Source organism: Dyadobacter psychrotolerans, from assembly GCF_004349265.1.
GTDB lineage: Bacteria > Bacteroidota > Bacteroidia > Cytophagales > Spirosomataceae > Dyadobacter > Dyadobacter psychrotolerans.
The window spans coordinates 237761-254641 of the sequence record NZ_SMFL01000010.1 but is presented as its reverse complement, the minus strand read 5'-3'; the positions used below and the strand labels follow the sequence as shown (position 1 = coordinate 254641).

At 40.7% G+C, this 16881-nt stretch carries 22 protein-coding genes; 11 read left to right on the top strand and 11 right to left on the bottom strand.

What is annotated here, in order from left to right; all coding sequences use genetic code 11:
- Window positions 1-321: 321 nt before the first annotated feature.
- Window positions 322-861, bottom strand: a complete 540-nt coding sequence (locus E0F88_RS24070; RefSeq protein ID WP_131960834.1) for a pyridoxamine 5'-phosphate oxidase family protein — start codon at window positions 859-861, stop codon at window positions 322-324.
- A 200-nt stretch (window positions 862-1061) separates the two neighbouring features.
- Here E0F88_RS24070 and E0F88_RS24065 point away from each other — a divergent pair, with 200 nt between their 5' ends.
- The 3 genes from E0F88_RS24065 to E0F88_RS24055 all read left to right on the top strand — a co-directional run bounded on the left by E0F88_RS24065 (window position 1062) and on the right by E0F88_RS24055 (window position 3951).
- Entirely contained in the window at window positions 1062-1841 is a 780-nt protein-coding gene (locus E0F88_RS24065) for a TspO-related membrane protein (protein WP_131960833.1), read from the top strand.
- Between the two features lie 131 nt (window positions 1842-1972).
- Window positions 1973-2920 carry a DUF4886 domain-containing protein gene (locus E0F88_RS24060; RefSeq protein WP_229213894.1) on the top strand — a complete coding sequence of 316 codons (948 nt, stop codon included), beginning with the start codon at window positions 1973-1975 and terminating at the stop codon, window positions 2918-2920.
- Between the two features lie 98 nt (window positions 2921-3018).
- A complete protein-coding gene (locus tag E0F88_RS24055; protein ID WP_131960832.1) occupies window positions 3019-3951 on the top strand; it encodes an NAD(P)-dependent oxidoreductase in 933 nt (310 codons plus the stop codon).
- Window positions 3952-4046: 95 nt separating this feature from the next.
- Here E0F88_RS24055 and E0F88_RS24050 read toward each other — a convergent pair whose 3' ends face one another.
- Window positions 4047-4514, bottom strand: a complete 468-nt coding sequence (locus tag E0F88_RS24050) for a YMGG-like glycine zipper-containing protein (RefSeq protein WP_131960831.1) — start codon at window positions 4512-4514, stop codon at window positions 4047-4049.
- Window positions 4515-4741: 227 nt separating this feature from the next.
- Between E0F88_RS24050 and E0F88_RS24045 the strand changes: the two genes are divergently transcribed.
- Window positions 4742-5608 (top strand): endonuclease/exonuclease/phosphatase family protein, encoded by an 867-nt coding sequence (locus tag E0F88_RS24045; protein WP_131960830.1) that lies wholly within the window; start codon window positions 4742-4744, stop codon window positions 5606-5608.
- A 45-nt stretch (window positions 5609-5653) separates the two neighbouring features.
- Here E0F88_RS24045 and E0F88_RS24040 read toward each other — a convergent pair whose 3' ends face one another.
- The 4 genes from E0F88_RS24040 to E0F88_RS24025 form a co-directional block, all read right to left on the bottom strand.
- A complete protein-coding gene (locus E0F88_RS24040; protein ID WP_131960829.1) occupies window positions 5654-6079 on the bottom strand; it encodes a VOC family protein in 426 nt (141 codons plus the stop codon).
- Between the two features lie 108 nt (window positions 6080-6187).
- Entirely contained in the window at window positions 6188-6601 is a 414-nt protein-coding gene (locus E0F88_RS24035) for a DUF6157 family protein (protein WP_131960828.1), read from the bottom strand.
- An 86-nt stretch (window positions 6602-6687) separates the two neighbouring features.
- A complete protein-coding gene (locus tag E0F88_RS24030) occupies window positions 6688-7539 on the bottom strand; it encodes an alpha/beta hydrolase (RefSeq protein ID WP_131960827.1) in 852 nt (283 codons plus the stop codon).
- Window positions 7540-7632: 93 nt separating this feature from the next.
- The gene (locus E0F88_RS24025) at window positions 7633-8034 is read right to left on the bottom strand and encodes a winged helix-turn-helix transcriptional regulator (RefSeq protein WP_131960826.1); all 402 of its coding nucleotides are present in this window, start codon (window positions 8032-8034) and stop codon (window positions 7633-7635) included.
- A gap of 78 nt (window positions 8035-8112) precedes the next feature.
- Here E0F88_RS24025 and E0F88_RS24020 point away from each other — a divergent pair, with 78 nt between their 5' ends.
- The 3 genes from E0F88_RS24020 (at window position 8113) to E0F88_RS24010 (ending at window position 10564) form a co-directional block, all read left to right on the top strand.
- Window positions 8113-9003, top strand: coding sequence for an NAD(P)H-binding protein (locus E0F88_RS24020; RefSeq protein WP_131960825.1), 891 nt, complete (start codon window positions 8113-8115; stop codon window positions 9001-9003).
- A gap of 185 nt (window positions 9004-9188) precedes the next feature.
- A complete protein-coding gene (locus tag E0F88_RS24015; protein WP_131960824.1) occupies window positions 9189-9833 on the top strand; it encodes a TatD family hydrolase in 645 nt (214 codons plus the stop codon).
- Window positions 9833-10564, top strand: coding sequence for a tRNA threonylcarbamoyladenosine dehydratase (locus tag E0F88_RS24010; protein ID WP_131960823.1), 732 nt, complete (start codon window positions 9833-9835; stop codon window positions 10562-10564). The genes E0F88_RS24015 and E0F88_RS24010 overlap by 1 nt, the downstream gene beginning before the upstream one ends.
- Window positions 10565-10576: 12 nt before the next feature.
- Here the strand turns inward: E0F88_RS24010 and E0F88_RS24005 are convergent, their stop codons facing one another.
- On the bottom strand, window positions 10577-11167 hold the full coding sequence (locus tag E0F88_RS24005) for a DNA-3-methyladenine glycosylase family protein (RefSeq protein WP_220466369.1): 591 nt from the start codon (window positions 11165-11167) through the stop codon (window positions 10577-10579).
- Window positions 11168-11481: 314 nt separating this feature from the next.
- On the opposite strand from E0F88_RS24005, the gene E0F88_RS24000 reads away from it, so the two are divergent.
- From E0F88_RS24000 to E0F88_RS23985, 4 genes are all read left to right on the top strand, one after another.
- Window positions 11482-11814, top strand: coding sequence for a T9SS type A sorting domain-containing protein (locus E0F88_RS24000; protein ID WP_131960821.1), 333 nt, complete (start codon window positions 11482-11484; stop codon window positions 11812-11814).
- Entirely contained in the window at window positions 11811-12494 is a 684-nt protein-coding gene (locus E0F88_RS23995; RefSeq protein ID WP_131960820.1) for a hypothetical protein, read from the top strand. Before E0F88_RS24000 ends, E0F88_RS23995 begins: the two co-directional genes overlap by 4 nt.
- A 101-nt stretch (window positions 12495-12595) precedes the next feature.
- A complete protein-coding gene (locus tag E0F88_RS23990; RefSeq protein ID WP_131960819.1) occupies window positions 12596-13132 on the top strand; it encodes a hypothetical protein in 537 nt (178 codons plus the stop codon).
- Window positions 13133-13592: 460 nt separating this feature from the next.
- Window positions 13593-14015, top strand: coding sequence for a hypothetical protein (locus tag E0F88_RS23985; RefSeq protein WP_131960818.1), 423 nt, complete (start codon window positions 13593-13595; stop codon window positions 14013-14015).
- A 246-nt stretch (window positions 14016-14261) separates the two neighbouring features.
- On the opposite strand, the gene E0F88_RS23980 is transcribed toward E0F88_RS23985, so the two are convergent.
- From E0F88_RS23980 to E0F88_RS23965, 4 genes are all read right to left on the bottom strand, one after another.
- The gene (locus tag E0F88_RS23980; RefSeq protein WP_131960817.1) at window positions 14262-14693 is read right to left on the bottom strand and encodes a hypothetical protein; all 432 of its coding nucleotides are present in this window, start codon (window positions 14691-14693) and stop codon (window positions 14262-14264) included.
- Between the two features lie 265 nt (window positions 14694-14958).
- A complete protein-coding gene (locus E0F88_RS23975; RefSeq protein ID WP_131960816.1) occupies window positions 14959-15504 on the bottom strand; it encodes a T9SS type A sorting domain-containing protein in 546 nt (181 codons plus the stop codon).
- Complete coding sequence (locus E0F88_RS23970) at window positions 15486-16070, bottom strand: hypothetical protein (RefSeq protein ID WP_131960815.1); 585 nt, start codon at window positions 16068-16070, stop codon at window positions 15486-15488. The genes E0F88_RS23975 and E0F88_RS23970 overlap by 19 nt, the downstream gene beginning before the upstream one ends.
- A gap of 21 nt (window positions 16071-16091) precedes the next feature.
- A complete protein-coding gene (locus E0F88_RS23965; protein ID WP_131960814.1) occupies window positions 16092-16685 on the bottom strand; it encodes a T9SS type B sorting domain-containing protein in 594 nt (197 codons plus the stop codon).
- Window positions 16686-16881: the final 196 nt, after the last annotated feature.

Genomic DNA, 16881 nt, shown 5'->3' with positions numbered 1-16881 from the left:
AAAATATTACAATCTACTTAATGCACCTATCCAATTTATATTAAGATATTATTATGAAGACGGTAAAAAGTTGCCTCGTAAGTTAATCTCAAATTATAGATCCTTAAATCATTTATAGTAAATTCCATATTAACGCACTAACTAAACATTATTCAAAAATAAAGGCATAAAATGCCAAAAACAAGTTTTTGTAATAAATTTTTATTTATTTAAATTTAATCGTGTTGGGTAAAGGGAACGGCCTGATTAAGAACTTTTTATTATTCTTAGTCAGGCCGTATCAATAACTGATTTACAGAAAGTTAAGAAGTAATATTGCTTTCAGGGATTTATCAGATTTCCTTCAATTGAATCATCCATCGTTTTTCCCAATACTGCACCCACAAGCGTTTTCGCGAAAGCAACTGCATTACCGTGTTTGTTATCCCAATAATATCCTTCCTTTGCTTCTACCTTGATAATCGTAATACGTGGATCGTCGATACCTTCTGTAAACCAGGTTTTCAGGATAGGCTCCCAAAGTTCTTTTATGATTTGCCGGTCTTTTAATATTTTGGCTGTACCATAAATACTTAGAAAATCAGAGTATTGCGATCCCTGAAACAACAACTGTACGTTTGGGTCGGACTGAATATCTACATTTTTGTTGCTGTCTTCGGCACTTAAAAACCAGAAGACACCGTCGTCATCCACTTTCTGTATTGACATCGGTCTCACTGTGAGCGGTTTTCCAGTCGTGATCCGGGTACAGAAATGGCATGTATTTGCACTTTTGGCCATTTCTTTGATTTTTTTACCTGCGTCCGGACCAAATAAGTCTTCGTGATTTTTTTCTTCCTGCTGTTGGTTGATGCTGTCCATAACTTGTGTGATTAGTTTCGGAATTTTTTTAATCAAAGATCATTCCAACCAATAGTGAAGCGCGGCTGTTTCAGGTTAGTCAGGTACAGTTTTATTGATACCTTCCAAAACTTCTGTCTGTGGTTTATTAGTTAGCCTGATAGACATTACTTAGTTTCGAACCGAATCTCAAAATTTTATCTCCGGCAGATTTTACATGTATGAAAAAGACTTTACAAATATCAAATTCGCTTGCTTTGATTATCACGATAATCATGAACTATTTATCCAATACCGGCATTTTTAACAATAGTACAATGGCCAGCGTATCAGCCAGGTATCAAAATTTTTTCACACCTGCCGGTTATGCATTTTCCATCTGGGGCCTGATATACATCGGCCTGGCCGCCTTTGTTGTTCATCAGAATAAGGGATTGTTCGGTTCGTCGGAAACGCCATTGGTAGTGACGAAAATCGGTTGGATGTTTGTGCTCTCCTGTGTTGCTAATTGTCTTTGGATTCTGGCCTGGCTTTATGACTACACCGGTCTTTCGGTAATTGTGATGAGTGTTCTTTTAACTTCCCTTCTGGTAATTGTCTATCGTACACGGATGGAAATGGACCTGGTTACTTTTAAACAGGTTGCGCTGGAATGGTGGCCTTTTGCTTTTTATCTGGGCTGGATCATGGTTGCAATAATAGCTAATGTGGCGGCTTACCTTACTAAAATTGGCTGGTCGGGTTTTGGAATATCACCCGTGAGCTGGACAATTATCATGATCTGCGTAGCTGTGGTCATTTACATAGTGCTTGTCTGGAAAAGAAATCTGCGCGAATCGGCCTCCGTTGGCGCCTGGGGTTTAATTGCAGTGGGAGTTGCCAACTGGGATGCTAATCAGGCTATCGCTTACAGTGCGATAATTGCTGCTGCGGTACTTCTCATAGCCGGCGGCATTCATGGTTACAAAAATAAGGGCAAAAGTTTTATTGGGGCAAAATAAAAAGTAAAGATAAGCTGTCCGGCGAGTGTTGTCAAACAGATGGCTTTTTTGCCATAAAAATGTTTTTGGTCTGAACGCTGTGATTAGATAATCATCAAAGTACGCTTTTGATAATCTAACAACTTTTGAACGTGAGATTTAACATAATACATACGGCGAGGATATTTGGAATGTCCGCCATCTTTACCCTTTTATTTGCAACCATCTGTTTTTCAGAATCTTTTGATTCTAAAACTGCAAAGGTAGATACACTCCGCCTTTTTCTGATCGGAAATAGCTTTTCTCAAAATGCAACACGGTATCTTCCTCAGCTGGCTACGGAAGGCGGACATCCTTTAAAAATCGGGCGTGCTGAACTTGGCGGATGTTCATTACAGCGTCACTGGGAAATAGCCGAAGCCGCAGAGAAAAATCCCGATGATCCGAAAGGAAAGGCTTATGGAGGCAAGTCGCTGCGTCAGTTGTTGTCTGCCGGAACCTGGGATGTGGTGACGATCCAGCAAAATTCGATGAACTCGGGCGACGTGACAACCTATTCGCCTTATGCAAAAAAGCTTTTTGACCTGATCCGCTCCATTCAGCCAAAAGCAAAAATTGTAATGCATCAAACCTGGGCCTACCGCTCCGATGCCAAACAATTTACCCAAACTGCCGACAAGCAGTTTGCGACAAGTGCAAAAGAAATGTGGGAAAAATCCAGATCTGCCTACCATACCGTTTCAAAAGATTTGGGTATTCCACTTATTCCTGTCGGAGATGCTTTCTGGAAGATAAATTCAGATCCGGCAACTACTTACAAGCCTGATGTGAATTTTGATTTCAAAGAACCGCAATCGCCAAACCTGCCCGATCAGACTTACTCTCTGCATGCCGGATATCGTTACGACAATAGCCAGAAACTTGCATTTGATGCAAACCATGCCAATGAAGCAGGCTGCTTTTTGGGAGGGTTGGTCTGGTATTCGTTTTTATTCAAAGAATCACCTGTTAAACTAAAATTCCGCCCTGAAAAAGTAAGCGAAGAATTTGATGTTATCTTAAAGAAAACTGCTCAGGAAGTCACTTCAAAGAAGCGTTGACAAGAAAATGAAGTTGATGGAACAATATTTTAAGGTGGAAAAGAAATGCAAAGTATAGCGCGTCAAATTCCACTTCTGAAAATCATCAACTAAATAACATGAAAATTTTTGTCTTTGCTGAGCTTTCCGGAGAATCCCGGTCTGCGTTAAAAAAGCGGCTGCCTAAGGAAGCTGAAATTACGTTCAACTCCGAAATATCCAAAGGAGAGATAAAAGAGGCTTTAAAATCTGCTGAAATTTTAATTGGAAATCCACCTGCTGATTTGCTGAAAGATTTTCCTTCAGGGCTCAAATTCTGGCAATTGGAAAATGTTGGTTTTGAGCAGTACAAGGATATAAAATTCAAAGGAACCGTGGCCAACGTTGGCGACATGTCGGCCATACCTTGCGCCGAAACCATTGTAAGCGGTATTCTGGGTTTTTATCGCGGTGTGCACAGCATGGTGCGCAATCAAATTGAAAAACGCTGGGTTGGCGAAGAAATTAGCAACGATCTTCAAATCTTGGGAGAGAAAAAAGTTATTATTCTGGGTTCGGGAGCTATCGGCGAGCATATCAAAAAAATACTGACTGCTTTTGGCTGCGAAGTTCAAATGACCGCTAAAAGTGATCCGGATGCCGACATTCATTCTTTTGAAGATCTTTTAAAACAACTGCCCGAGACTGATCTGGTGATCAATACACTGCCGGGAAATCTTGAAAATTATGTTTCAGCTGATTTTTTTGAAGCTGTAAAAGAAGGAAGTCTTTACGCAAGTATTGGAAGGGGAAATACAACCGATGAAGCGGCATTGATAAAAACCCTGAAAAACGGAAAGCTTGCCGGAGCTGTGCTGGATGTGACCGAAAAAGAACCTTTGCCAAAAGGGAATAAGTTGTGGGAAATGGAAAATGTTATTTTGACCCAGCATACGGGTGCCGGACATAAAGACCGTGATAGAGATAAGGTTGAAAAGTTTGCTTCCAATATCGATAAGTTTCTGAAAAAGAAGAAAATTGAGGATGAGGTTAAATTATCGGATGGATATTAGTTGCTGGTAAAATGTGAGAAGTAAAATGGATGAGTATTATAAACAAAAAGGCGATCCGGAATTACTCCGAATCGCCTTTTTTGAATTTATTGAACCTAATTACCTTTGTTTTTCTTCTTTTTAGAATTGTCAACAATTGCTCCGGTACCGGCACCAACGCCTGCTCCGATTAAACTACCAATAAGAGCACCTTCACCACGTTTTTTGTTGATAATTGCACCGGTAACGGCACCAGTTCCGGCACCAACTACAGCTCCTTTAGCCGTATGGTTCCAACCTTTCTTTTTAGCTGCAACAGGTGCTGCAACGTTGTTAGAGGCTACAATTTGTCTGTTTTTTTCCTCATTCTGCGCTTTAAGTTCTTCTTCCCGTAAAGCAGCTTCTTCCTCCCGTTTGGCCATTACTCCGTTCATAGAGTCGATTGCGGCTTGTTTTGCCAATACAACTTTCATTGAATCGATGGTGGCCTGTTTGGTATCTGCAAGTTTTGCTTCCTGGTTAGACCCACTGTTACAAGATGTTAAGAACAGTAATGCACAAAATATTGAAGCTAAGAATTTCATAATTGAGATTTGATGTTTAGCATATACGTTCTAAAACCGTGCCATTGTGGTCTGGGCGGGAGTGTAAACGATAATGCAGTCTTAACATACAGCTGACTACTCCAGGTTAACTTTGCCAGGATCATGATGTCAGATTCCTAATCAGTAGGTTTGATAAACTCAATTCTTCTTACTAACAGACCTGCTTGTTTACGACTAATTAAATGAAACCTAAACCATAATTTAAAATGACTTTTTTTACGAAATTTTCTAAAGTCCGGTTACTGCTGTTTTTTATTGCAGTTTTATTTGCCGGAGAGGTTGCCGCGCAGGATTTGCGGGTGATGAGTTACAATGTCCGCTACAAAAATTCAATTGACAGCATCAACGGTTGGGAATACCGAAAGGGAAACGTGGCCGGATTGGTGAAATATCACAAAGTGGATATTTTCGGAACACAGGAAGCAAACTGGGACCAGCTCGGTGATATGGAAAAAAGTCTTCCCGAATATAAGTGGTATGGCATTCCGCGGGTTGCAGGTAAAAACGGAGAGTTTACCGCTATTTTTTATCTCAAAGATCGATTTACCTTGCTGGATTCGGGGACATTCTGGTATTCGGAAACGCCCTATGTAAAGGAAAGCAAAAGCTGGGATGCTTTTTATCCGCGGATTGCTTCCTGGTGTAAGTTAAAAGATAAAAAAACGGGCACTGTGTTTTTCTTCTTTAATACGCATTTTGACCACAGAGGATCCATTGCAAAGGAAAAAAGTGCTGAGATTTTAAGGTCGCAGATTGATTCGATCGCTAAAAAAATGCCGGTTATCGTTACCGGAGATTTCAACAGTATTGATACTTCCACTCCTTATAAAACCATGGTTGCCGGCGGTACTTTGAAAGATGCACTGCACATCAGCGAAATGCCGCATTATGGCCCGGTAAATACATCGAGTGGTTTTGCGGTAAGCAATAAACCTATTCCTGGAAGAATTGATTATATTTTTGTCAATGACAAAGTAAAAGTATTACAGCACGCAACCATCACCGATCAGCAGGAAGGACGGTATTATTCAGATCACCTGCCGGTTATTTCGGAAGTGAAAATTCTTAAATAGATCAGAGGAAATTTCAAAGGTGAGGCTCAGAATCCTCACCTTTTTTTATGCATTTTGAAGTATTTCAATGTCAAGCTTTTTCATGCCCATAACTGCCTGCATGACACGCTGTGCCCTGTCAGGATCTGACATGAGTTCACCCAGGTTGGAAGGTACAATTTGCCAGGAGAAACCAAATTTGTCTTTCAGCCAGCCGCACATGCTTTCTTTGCCGCCATCGGAAGTAAGTGTTTCCCAGTAATGATCAATTTCTTCCTGTGAGTCACAGTTAACGACAAGCGACACGGCTTCGTTAAAATTGAAATGGGGACCGCCGTTAAGTCCCATTATCTTAAATCCATTTACTTCAAAAATAACAACCATCGGATTATCAGTCAGAATCCGGGAGTTTTTGAAAACAGAAACATAAAAATCTGCTGCAGCTTTGGCGTTGCCATCAAACCACAAACATGGATATATCTGGTTGTTCATTTGTTGTATGATAAAGTTTAAGAACTATTTACCACTACAAGTTTAAGAAACAAAATCAACGATCAGGAGGGGATAAGAAGACTTTTAAAGGGGCCGGTCAGGACAGTTTTACCGGCTGGATTTCATTGCCTTCACGACTTTAATGTTTTCATCTTTTGAAAATTTTTCATAGTCATCCGTTCCTACGCCATACATAGCAATCTTTCCTTTTTCATCATTGTGAATTCCCCAGCCGTAACGTTTGGTTAACGGCGAAGCGCGCATACAGGCTTGACCTTTGGAGAAAAATTGTTTTCTTGCTTCTTCCAGTTCACCTGCTGTCAGATCTTTACGTTCAGCGTAAACATGGAAAAGTACATCGTCCGAAGTGAATTTGTATGGATTTTTAGTCACCATTTCAAAGGCAATGTTCGCAACCGTTTTCGTATCACCTTTCACCGGTGGAACCTCTCCGGAAGTTGCGGGGCTATCGTCTGCAACTGCGATAAACGTGTTTTCGTAATTGGTTGTATGGACTTTCATAGCGGTGATTTTGTTTTCTAAAATGTCCGGATGACAGCTGTTTGTCAGGAGTGAAAGTTACTATTTAATTGTTATCATTTATCTGGCTATTTTGCCGGATACAAAAGTCTTAAAGCATTAAAAACTGCCTGGTGCGTTATGGTTGCGTGGTCCTCCTGCGGCAGATAATCGAAATACACGTTTACATTTTTACTTTCAGATTTCTTTATTTTTTCTGCCAGTAAATTGGCATCCACTTCCATAACACGGGGTAAATTTCCGGGGGTAAGTCCTTCTTTGCCTACACCAATATAAATATCGGTTTTTTTAGTAAATGTTTTTTGAAGGATCTCCGGATTTAATTTTAATAATGAACCATTATCCCACCACAAGCTCGGGCTGATAATCACATATTTATCAAACAAAGATGGTTTTTTGAAAAGAATTTCCGTCGCCAGGAGTCCACCCAGTGACTGCCCGATTATCATTTTGGAGGATGTCGTTCTATATTTTTTTTCGATAAAAGGCTGTAATTCCTTTTCAATAAAACTGATAAACTTATCGGATTTTCCGGAGGTTGGCATCAGCTTCTTGTCATCTTCACTGGTGGTTGCAAAGGTAAAATCCCGTTTCCTGTCAACATTGGCAATCCCAACGATGATTGATTTTGGTACGCGGTCTATCCAGGAAAAATTATTGAATTGAAACAAGCCGGTGATATGTATAAAATCCTCATCGGCAGAACCGTCAAGCAAATACACTACCGGATATTTTAAAGTGTCCTGCGCATTATAACCTTCCGGCAGATTGATATTTAACGTCCTGTTTTCGCCCAATTCGACCGACTTTAATTGCTCAACATATCCAAGAACAAATGGGATAGGTGCAGCGGTTTTGTTGGATTGACAAAATGAAAATGTGGCGTAACAGCTAAACAGGATCGTATAAAGAATTCGCATTGATTAAATTTTTTTGGCAAGATAAAGTATTGGATGAGATTTTCACGAGCTCAGGCAATAACGAAAATGGAGTATTTATCCAATCGCTTATACCTAATTGCTAACTGCTGTTACACCATTGTCCATTTCACAGGCAAAACCCGAACGTTCCATATCTCTGAAAGCCCAGGCAGCCATGGCATTAATCACCGATTCCAGTTCCTGGCCGGCTTCTGTAAGCGTGTACGTAACATAGGGAGGTACAACGGGTTTGGCTTCACGGATCAAAAGGTTATCACCTTCCAGTTGTTTTAAATGCTGGATAAGCATCTTCTCTGTAATATGCGGCATTGCCCTTTTGATCTCGCTGTACCGTTTGCTGCCCGAAAGCAGGTGATGCAGAATGATCGGTTTCCAATGACCGCCGATTTTATTCATAACATAGGTAACCGGGCAGGTTTGCAAAGCAATTTCCTTATTGGCATTATAGGTCGAGCTTTCTTTGATCTTTGTCATAATACATACTTTGGGGTAAGTACTTGTATAAAAGTAAGTACAAATATAGCTTTGCAGAACATTAAATCAATCAAAATTATGAAATATATCATCACAGGTTCTTTGGGACATATCAGTTTGCCGGTTGTTAAAAACTTGATTAGCGCGGGCCATGAAGTAACAGTTATCAGCAGCAGTGAAAGTAAAAAGGTGGAAATAGAATCGCTTGGCGCAAAGGCTGCGATTGGTTCTGTACACGACCTGGACTTTCTTAAAAATGCTTTTGCAGGCGCAGATGCCGTTTATTTGATGGTGCCAAGTGATTTTTCAATTGCCGATTATCCAAAGTTTCAAAGGGAAATCGGAGACCGTTATGTTGAAGCAGTTTCTGCGGCGAAAATTAAAAACGTAGTGTTGCTGAGCAGTATCGGCGCGCACATGAAAACAGGAGCTGGACCTATCGACGGTTTAGCATACCTGGAAGATAAACTGCGTGAGGTGGAGAATATCAATGTCAACGCACTCCGTCCTTCTTATTTTTTCTATAATCTTTATTCACAGGCAGGTCTGATTAAAAATGCCGGTATAACCGGAAGTAATTTTGGTGATACCGATGAGAAACTGATCTTAACCGACACAGGAGATATTGCCAAAGTAGCCACGGCGGAATTGCTTGCTCTCTCGTTTACGGGTTTTAACATCACCTACATTGCCAGCGATGAAAGACGCCCGACCGAAATTGCCGAAGTTCTGGGAGTTGCCGTAGATAAGCCAGGAATACCCTGGATAACCTTTACAGATGAACAATCAACGGAAGGGATGTTACAGGCAGGATTAAGCCCTGTTTTTGCAAAACTGTATACCGACATGGGTAAGGCCATTCGTGAAGGGAAATTGCAGGAAGATTATTGGAAAAACCGTCCGCAGGTTTTGGGTGAATACAAACTGGAAGATTTCGCAAGGGAATTTGCAGTGGCTTACAATATTTGATAGAATAAAAAAATGCAGCCTCGGATTCATTATTTGTCGAATTTCGGGCTGTATTTTTTTCAATAGTTCATGTCCGGGTATCATATCTATGTTAAACAACACTATTTCATATAGGTTTTTTGGGTTAAAAAAGGTTATTTCGGCTACTTTGAGAGTTGTATAAAGTTTCCTAAAAAAGTAATCTGATGTTTTACGACATTCACACACATCTCGAAAATACTCCTAAGGCAGATGTCATAAGCATTAAAAATATTTATCAGGATTTCGCTGATAACATTTCAGGTCAAAAAGTGAGTCTGGGTTTGCACCCCTGGTATCTTCATAATCTGCATCCTGAAATACAATTTAAGTCTCTGACCGACCATATCACAAAACCCGGTGTCATTGCTGTTGGTGAATGCGGCCTTGACAAACTGACTTCCACCGGCTGGGATTTACAACTCAAAGTTTTTCGATGGCAGATTGCCCTGGCACAGGAAGTTAACAAGCCAATCATTATTCATTGTGTAAAAGCATTTCCGGAGGTTCTTGCGGAGTTAAAAGGAATAAAGGTGCCTGTTATATTTCATGGAATAAATAACAAAAGGTCTATTCTTCAGCCGGTTATTGAAAGCGGTTACTATTTGTCTTTCGGAAAAGCGCTACTTAGCGGACATGTTTATATTCTGGAAACTTTTCGTGCTACGCCTTTGCAACAGGTGTTTTTGGAAACTGATGATGCAGATGTTGATATCAGGGAAATTTATAAATCGGCAGCAGGAATTAAGAATATTACGGAAAAAGAGATTGTTTTGCAGCTTGAACAGAACTTCTTAAACGTATTTAAATAATGGAGGATTTCTCCTGGCTTTCCAGAACCGAATTGTTAATTGGAAAAGAAAACCTGATCCGGCTAAGTAAAGCACATGTACTGGTGATCGGACTGGGCGGAGTAGGTTCCTTCGCAGCTGAATTTATCTGCCGGAATGGCGTTGGTACCATGACGATCGTCGACGGCGACACCGTTGATCCAACTAACAGAAACAGACAATTGCCCGCGCTCGCAACCAACCATGGGCAAAGCAAAGCCGATATTATGGCCGAAAGGTTAAAGTCTATCAACCCCGAGGTGACTCTGCATGTCATAAAAACCTTTATCAATCCGGATGCCGTTGCTGAAATTCTTTCCGGTTCTAACTATGATTATATCGTTGATGCCATCGATAGTGTCACACCCAAAATCACATTTTTGAAAGAAGCCTTTCATCGGAAAATGCGTATTGTTAGCTCCATGGGCGCAGGCGGAAGGATGGATCCGACGATGCTGAAAGTGGTAGATATTTCCAAAACCTACAACTGTAATTTCGCCCAGCAAATCAGAAAAAACCTGAAAAAAGAAGGAATTTCAAAAGGAATTAAAGCCGTTTTTTCAACCGAAGAACAGTTAAAAGAATCGCTTGTATTAACTGACGGTTCGAATTATAAGAAATCAGCTTATGGTACGATGTCTTACCTGCCGGCTGTATTTGGTGCTACCTGTGCTTCGGTAGTGATTCGGGATTTAGTGGGGGAGGCGGTTTAAAACAGCTGTGATTTAATTCCCAGGTTCCACAATCCGCTTGCCCGGCTTACTCAAATAGTAATGCCACAATATCATACAAGCCACCGTGCGGTGAGGTTTCCATTGTGCTGATATCCTGACGATCTCTTCCCTGGTTGCGGTCACGTTAAGTGATTTAACTTTTTTGACTGCGTTTAGTACTGCAAGGTCGCCCAACGGAAATATGTCAGTCCGGTGCAAAATCATAATCAGGTAAATATCAACCGTCCAGTTTCCAATTCCTTTTAATTCTGTCAGATCCTTGCGAATCTCTTCATCTTCCTGATTTTCGAACCGGGCGAGATCAATTTTCCCCGAATTAATTGCTTCGGCGAGATGCCTTACATAAACGGTTTTCTGACGGCTGAAATAACATTCCCTCAGTTCAGTATCGGATAATGCCAAAACATTGGCCGGAGAAATTTCCGGCACGCGTTGCCTCAATTTATTGATAGCAGCCAGGGCAGAAGCCAGTGAAACCTGCTGTTCTAAAATAATATGTACCAGACTTTCAAACGTATTTGGTCTGCTCCATAATACCGGGTATCCGTAAGTAGCAATGATATATTTTAGATCAGTATCCATTAACGCCAGTTTATCGCAAATTGGATGGTAGGTGGCTTGGGTGAAGATTTCGGGCATAAAGCTATCGAAGAAGTGTTAATACTCTGGCTTGGAACGTTTCGAGGCGGTAAATTTCATATAGTATAGTTCATATTACCGGTTATTGTTAAATGGGCTTGTAAAATACCAGAAGATTTAGAAGACAGGCTTTTACTTAGTTTATAATATTACTATCATTACGGTTACAAAAGTAAACGAGTTGTGATGGATCTTTTTCCTGTCAACCTCCTGGTTTTCTTGTGACAAGATTCCCCTTATCTTCTAATCCCAGTTTAATGAAACAGTTTTCCATTTTACTATTTCTGGTAATGCTGCTTGCCGGTTGCTCTAAAATACCTTCCGTCGAACAGGAGCAGATTGAAGTAATTATTCCGTACCCGAATCCCAGTGATAACCGCGTCAACCTATATGTAAAAAACCAGGAAAAGGTCTCTTATCAGATTCAGGTTTTTAATCCCAAAGCAAAAATTATTTTTGAAGAAGACGTGCCTGCTGGTAGTGTTATAAATTCGTTTTCGCTTGATCTGTCCGACCATCCTAAAGGCAGTTATCAGGCAATTGTAAAAATGAATTCAGTAACCTATTCGCAGAAATTTTTGAAGATATGACACGAAAGATCAATTTTCTGATATTATGTCTCCTGGCAAGTCTTTCTGTTTGTGGTCAGGAAAACAAAAGGGAATGGTACTTAAACGCCAGTATCAATGCCTATGTACCTGGCGGCAATTCGGATAAATCTATATTCCCGGTTTTGGGTTATAATCGTAACACCTCGCCTAAACTATTGTTAGGGGGAGTTGGAACGGGGGCGTCGCTCTGGAGCCCGGTTTCCAGGGATCTAAGTTTGAAAGTTTATACTAATATTTCCAAGCATACTTACTGGGATGAGCCATTAATGATTAAAGATGCCGGCGGTGCATCCAACGGAATTTACAACGGCTGGTCTTCTGATTATGTACTTGGCGTCGGAGCCACGATTCACTATAACCTCGCCGGTCGTTTATCTGTTGGTGCCGGTGCAGGCACGCATGTGTTGATTGCTTCGCTATCGGGCTTGCCTGAAATATATGGTTACGGCGTCGAGATAGAAAAATCGATCGTACTCAATCATTATTATAAACGAATATTGCCGGTTGTTCCTCTGGAAGTAAGTTATAAACTTAGAAACGCGCTGATCAATCTGCGCTATGACCTTTCACCGCTGAACCGGCTTAAAGGACAGTTGGGGAAAAGTAAAAGTGAGAGGTATGGTATACTGGCTTTGGAAGTTGGTTTTAGGTTGAGATAATAATCCTGCTCACCCACTGAGCGACGTTACATTGACCTGAAATAACATCCGGTCTGAACTGTATTTCAATTATTCATTTAATAAACCCTCTAATTGTCTACATGGAAAATCAGTACGAAGTCCCCGACAATCTTGAAATCGATGAAGCAGTAGAACCTCAGGAAGTCATTAGTTTAAACAAGTTTGTCATTCTTTGCATTCTTACCTTCGGATTGTATCAAATTTGGTGGATTTATAAAGCCTGGCGCTTTTTTCAACAAAAGGACAGACTGGATATTATGCCTGCCGCCAGAACGATTTTCTCAATTATTTTCCTAAACTCTTTATTTAAAAGGATCCTGTCCTTCGCGAGAGAGAAGGATTATGAGGAGGATTACACTTCCGAGCTTTTGGTTGCAGGATTTATAATTTTCAATATCATGGCACGGTTACCAGATTTTTACTGGCTGGTTTCAGTGCTTGGCGTTATATTTCTTATACAGCCCTTTAAGGCTTTTAATTATGCAAGGGTCAATGCTTCCGACCTTATCGTCACAGAGCGAACTTCATTTAGCGGCAGGCATATTGTCCTGATCGTTTTGGGGAGTATTATGTGGATTTTGGTTTTAATCGGGCTTTTCTTTGGTGTGGAGTCGTAAAGTGTGTCTGTTGTCGTCCTTTTCGTGAGATAAATAACTCTGTAAATGTGTGTTTTTATATAATTATTCCAATGGACCACTGGTTTGCTAAAACTGGTGGCCTGAGAATATTGTTTTGGTTTACCAGAAATCGTCCGGATTCGCAATTGGATAAAATTGTATTATTCAAAGTAATCTGTTAAAGCGTTAAAGAACTTTTCATGAAGTTGTCAATAAAGTTAAATTGCATAAACTATTGACAGACAATATCAGTTTGTAATTTTATAGATTGGTATAAGGTAGTAAGAGAAAAACATGTTTTACCCTTATTCATGATTATTTAAATATTATGTAAACTGAAAGAACTGATTTGAGTGGTTGAATGAAGGAATATTCAACTTGTTCAGAAAAAAGTGAAATTTGTACAAAAACAATATCGCTTCTGAATCTCCCGAATCAATTCTTAAAATTTGAAAAGACTATGACACAAATACAAAAATATTTCCGCAACTCATTCAGGAGTTTACTTTCCTCTAACAGCCGTAAAAAGTCTTCACAGCGGTTCAAGTCCAAAAGTTCTGATCAGGATGTTTCAGAAAACCGTTTTTCGGTTTTATACCTGCTTAACGGCCATTACAATCATGTTGGCTGTTCATCTCAGGAAGAAGCGCAGTCCGTTCAGAGCACGATGATGACGGATGAAAACCGTATTCCGATTGGCATTTACGATGCTAAGGGAGATACTTTCGAGTGGGAGATGATCGGAGAATATTTTCACAGCCAGGATTCGGCCAGTGAACAAAAAGAACGGTTGGAGGAAGTTTTGACCATGGCGCGCACCCTGCGCCGCCGCGATTCCAGCTGGGAGCCAGGTGTTTTGCAAAGACCGGGTTTATTTGCGTAAAGAATTTGAAAGGTCGTCTGTTCCGATAGGCCAACCTTAAAAATCCGATTAATGGCGACATTTCATTAAAGAGGAGCTTGGATTAACGTGCTTATTTTAAGTATTTTAGATCTGTTATAGGCCGCAGCTGGCATTACTTTCTCCATCTTAGGGAAGGTTACGATAAGGAAAGAGGCGAAAAACCATCCCAAGCACTGCTGTTTGGGATGGTTTTCGCCTTTCATTAACTCCGTAGAATCTAAGTGCTTAATAAAATCCGGTTGGACGTTCCCAAAACTCAACTTCGATCTTGCCTTTGGTTGCCGTACCAGGGATGAAATGTAACCCATAAATAAGGCCACTCTGCCCGATGCTTAAATTGCTCTCCGCAGTAATAGAATCTAATGACACCCGAACGTAATCCCGTAAAACTGGTGCAGCCAGACTATCTAAATTATTCGCTGTGTTAAATGAAGGGAATTTTCGACCTTCAAAAAAAAGTCCCTCAGAATAACCCAGTGTTCCATTCATTCTGCCCTTAATTCTGTATCCTGCATTGCCGTTGCTGCTTTTGAGTTTAAAAGTCAGCGTGGTTGGGTTTGATAAATCCGTGATCAAATATGACTCGCGGATGTCCCGGTCTTTACAACCAACTATCATAAACAGGATCGCAGTAAGTACTATTAGTCTAGTATCCATTGCACAAGGTAGCTGCTGAGCTGGTGTTAAATAAAAAATTTATCGGATCGTTTGTAGCGCCCATTTGCCTTCGTTTTCCGAGGCCCATACCAATCGCCTCCGACTTATTATCGAGCCGCCGGAATTATTATAACCGGCTGATCCTGTATGAATACAAGCGTCATTCAGGCAATATCAGCAAAACGTGTTTTGTTAACTTATCGAAATCGTCTTTCATCTTTTAAAAAATCTATCCCCGTAGAATGAACCCACAGGGCTAGATCGTTTACTTTATAACAACAGTCTTTTTCACTTCAATACCATCTTCTTTACGAAGCACCACAAGGTATACACCAGAGGCATTGTCAGAAAGAATGATTTGCTCTTTATGGTTTCCGATACCAACTAATTTTTTGGAGTACCAATTTCTACCTTTTACATCAACTATGGAAATTTCTGCTTTTGCACTTTTAGCCAGATAGAAGCTAACATCGAATTTGCCTGCGTTGGGATTAGGATATATGTTAATTCCAATATCAGTGGATTCGGAAGACTTCTGGTCCTGAGTTATAATTTCGAAAGCCGCGACCCTCAACGAATTGTTACAAGTTACGTTTTGCAGCCCGACAAAATTAACCGTTCCCATCGTTGGGCCATTCCATTCTGTGCCTTCATTCCCATCAAAGGCCGCCGCATATGTATCACTGGAATTATTTGATGGAGACCCGACACCTGTTCCAGTCAATTTCGTATCTCCGTTATAAAATTCAAGCTCTCTTACTTCGCCCCAGCCGGTCGGACTGGCCTGAAACCTTAAAGAGCTATAAACCATCGAATTAGAAAACGAGATACTTTCAAAAGCGCCGGTACCTGCCAGGGTAAATGTATATATGTCCGACCAGCTGCTTCCGCCATTATTGGAGCCTGGATCTTGGCACCGATCAAACGGTCCATGCAGCAATCGTTCTGGGTTCTAAATTTAATCTTAACCTTGTTGACAGCACAGGCTGTGACAGTTCCTCCAACCGTAATCGTGGTAGTTGACGTTTGAGATGAACAGCCGGATTTACTGGCTATAACCGTATATGTATAGGTTCCTGCCGTGCCTGGGGCCGTAATATTCAACGAGGACGAAGTCCCGCTCACACCGTTGCCGCTCCACGAATAGCTCACACCGCTGCAGTCTGATCCACTGCATCCCGCATTCAAAGTCAAACCTGCACCCGTTGGCGGGTTGCTATTTGTGTTTGAGGCCGATACAGTAAAGTTACAGCCTGGCTGAGCAGGAGAAGACGTGCGTTTTACTCGGTTGCCGGCAGCGTCGTATTCATAGGTTACCTGCGCAAATGAATATTGGCAGGTGATTAAAAGAAAAACAAAAAGATAGATACTTTTCATGAGGGTTAAGGTAAAAATTTGTTAAAAACAACCTTTTTCTGCGGTGTTAATTGATTTGTCCAACGTTCCTTCTTTTCCGGCCTGAATAGGATAAAAGCAACCTTCCTTGGATCTAAAAACAGCCATTTCAGGTGTGCAGGGAATTACGCATCCCTTTCCTTCAACAATTCCAAGCTCATTATTTTTATTATAAACCGCCATTCCATATTTGAACGGACCCACATGCTGTTTACCATCATAACGTTTGCCATCCCATGCAAAACTCTTTGGATCCGTTAGAATTACATCTCTTCTGTTGAACAGCACGGTATCACCAGCTACGTTTATTATCGTAAAATTTATCAATGCCTTTACCTCCGAATTTATTGTTGGTAAAAACAAATCATTTATTCCATCACCGTTTGGCGTAAAAACATTTGGAACATACACATTTGCTTTACCTACATTAAACGTAACTGGCTCAATACCACAACATGATTTGTAAGTATCAGAAAGGGGTTTTGCATCATCCTGAGATGAGCATATTTGAGCGGTACAGACAATAAATACTATTAACAGAGGGTGCATTTCAAAACTTCGCTTGAGAAGAAAATGACCAAATTTTGTTCGCCACATGCCTGATTAACCCGGAGCAATCGGCTCCTTCCAGGACTATGGTTACCAGATTTTACTCCATATTAGCTCCGCCGTCTCAAAGTCGCAGAAGAAAATTCTGCCGTTTTTTTTAGGTGCGGAGAGTTGAAATGCACCCAAATATTTAGTCATGGTCTGGATTGCTTGATGGCCAAAGTCTTGTAAAGTCATCGCTTCC

What these genes read in the sequence shown, in the direction of transcription:
- E0F88_RS24070 (WP_131960834.1), bottom strand. Translation starts at nt 861, where the DNA reads ATGGACAGCATCAACCAACAGCAGGAAGAAAAAAATCACGAAGACTTA.
- E0F88_RS24065 (WP_131960833.1), top strand. Translation starts at nt 1,062, where the DNA reads ATGAAAAAGACTTTACAAATATCAAATTCGCTTGCTTTGATTATCACG.
- E0F88_RS24055 (WP_131960832.1), top strand. Translation starts at nt 3,019, where the DNA reads ATGAAAATTTTTGTCTTTGCTGAGCTTTCCGGAGAATCCCGGTCTGCG.
- E0F88_RS24050 (WP_131960831.1), bottom strand. Translation starts at nt 4,514, where the DNA reads ATGAAATTCTTAGCTTCAATATTTTGTGCATTACTGTTCTTAACATCT.
- E0F88_RS24045 (WP_131960830.1), top strand. Translation starts at nt 4,742, where the DNA reads ATGACTTTTTTTACGAAATTTTCTAAAGTCCGGTTACTGCTGTTTTTT.
- E0F88_RS24040 (WP_131960829.1), bottom strand. Translation starts at nt 6,079, where the DNA reads ATGAACAACCAGATATATCCATGTTTGTGGTTTGATGGCAACGCCAAA.
- E0F88_RS24035 (WP_131960828.1), bottom strand. Translation starts at nt 6,601, where the DNA reads ATGAAAGTCCATACAACCAATTACGAAAACACGTTTATCGCAGTTGCA.
- E0F88_RS24030 (WP_131960827.1), bottom strand. Translation starts at nt 7,539, where the DNA reads ATGCGAATTCTTTATACGATCCTGTTTAGCTGTTACGCCACATTTTCA.
- E0F88_RS24025 (WP_131960826.1), bottom strand. Translation starts at nt 8,034, where the DNA reads ATGACAAAGATCAAAGAAAGCTCGACCTATAATGCCAATAAGGAAATT.
- E0F88_RS24020 (WP_131960825.1), top strand. Translation starts at nt 8,113, where the DNA reads ATGAAATATATCATCACAGGTTCTTTGGGACATATCAGTTTGCCGGTT.
- E0F88_RS24015 (WP_131960824.1), top strand. Translation starts at nt 9,189, where the DNA reads ATGTTTTACGACATTCACACACATCTCGAAAATACTCCTAAGGCAGAT.
- E0F88_RS24010 (WP_131960823.1), top strand. Translation starts at nt 9,833, where the DNA reads ATGGAGGATTTCTCCTGGCTTTCCAGAACCGAATTGTTAATTGGAAAA.
- E0F88_RS24005 (WP_220466369.1), bottom strand. Translation starts at nt 11,167, where the DNA reads ATGGATACTGATCTAAAATATATCATTGCTACTTACGGATACCCGGTA.
- E0F88_RS24000 (WP_131960821.1), top strand. Translation starts at nt 11,482, where the DNA reads ATGAAACAGTTTTCCATTTTACTATTTCTGGTAATGCTGCTTGCCGGT.
- E0F88_RS23995 (WP_131960820.1), top strand. Translation starts at nt 11,811, where the DNA reads ATGACACGAAAGATCAATTTTCTGATATTATGTCTCCTGGCAAGTCTT.
- E0F88_RS23990 (WP_131960819.1), top strand. Translation starts at nt 12,596, where the DNA reads ATGGAAAATCAGTACGAAGTCCCCGACAATCTTGAAATCGATGAAGCA.
- E0F88_RS23985 (WP_131960818.1), top strand. Translation starts at nt 13,593, where the DNA reads ATGACACAAATACAAAAATATTTCCGCAACTCATTCAGGAGTTTACTT.
- E0F88_RS23980 (WP_131960817.1), bottom strand. Translation starts at nt 14,693, where the DNA reads ATGGATACTAGACTAATAGTACTTACTGCGATCCTGTTTATGATAGTT.
- E0F88_RS23975 (WP_131960816.1), bottom strand. Translation starts at nt 15,504, where the DNA reads ATGGTTTATAGCTCTTTAAGGTTTCAGGCCAGTCCGACCGGCTGGGGC.
- E0F88_RS23970 (WP_131960815.1), bottom strand. Translation starts at nt 16,070, where the DNA reads ATGAAAAGTATCTATCTTTTTGTTTTTCTTTTAATCACCTGCCAATAT.
- E0F88_RS23965 (WP_131960814.1), bottom strand. Translation starts at nt 16,685, where the DNA reads ATGTGGCGAACAAAATTTGGTCATTTTCTTCTCAAGCGAAGTTTTGAA.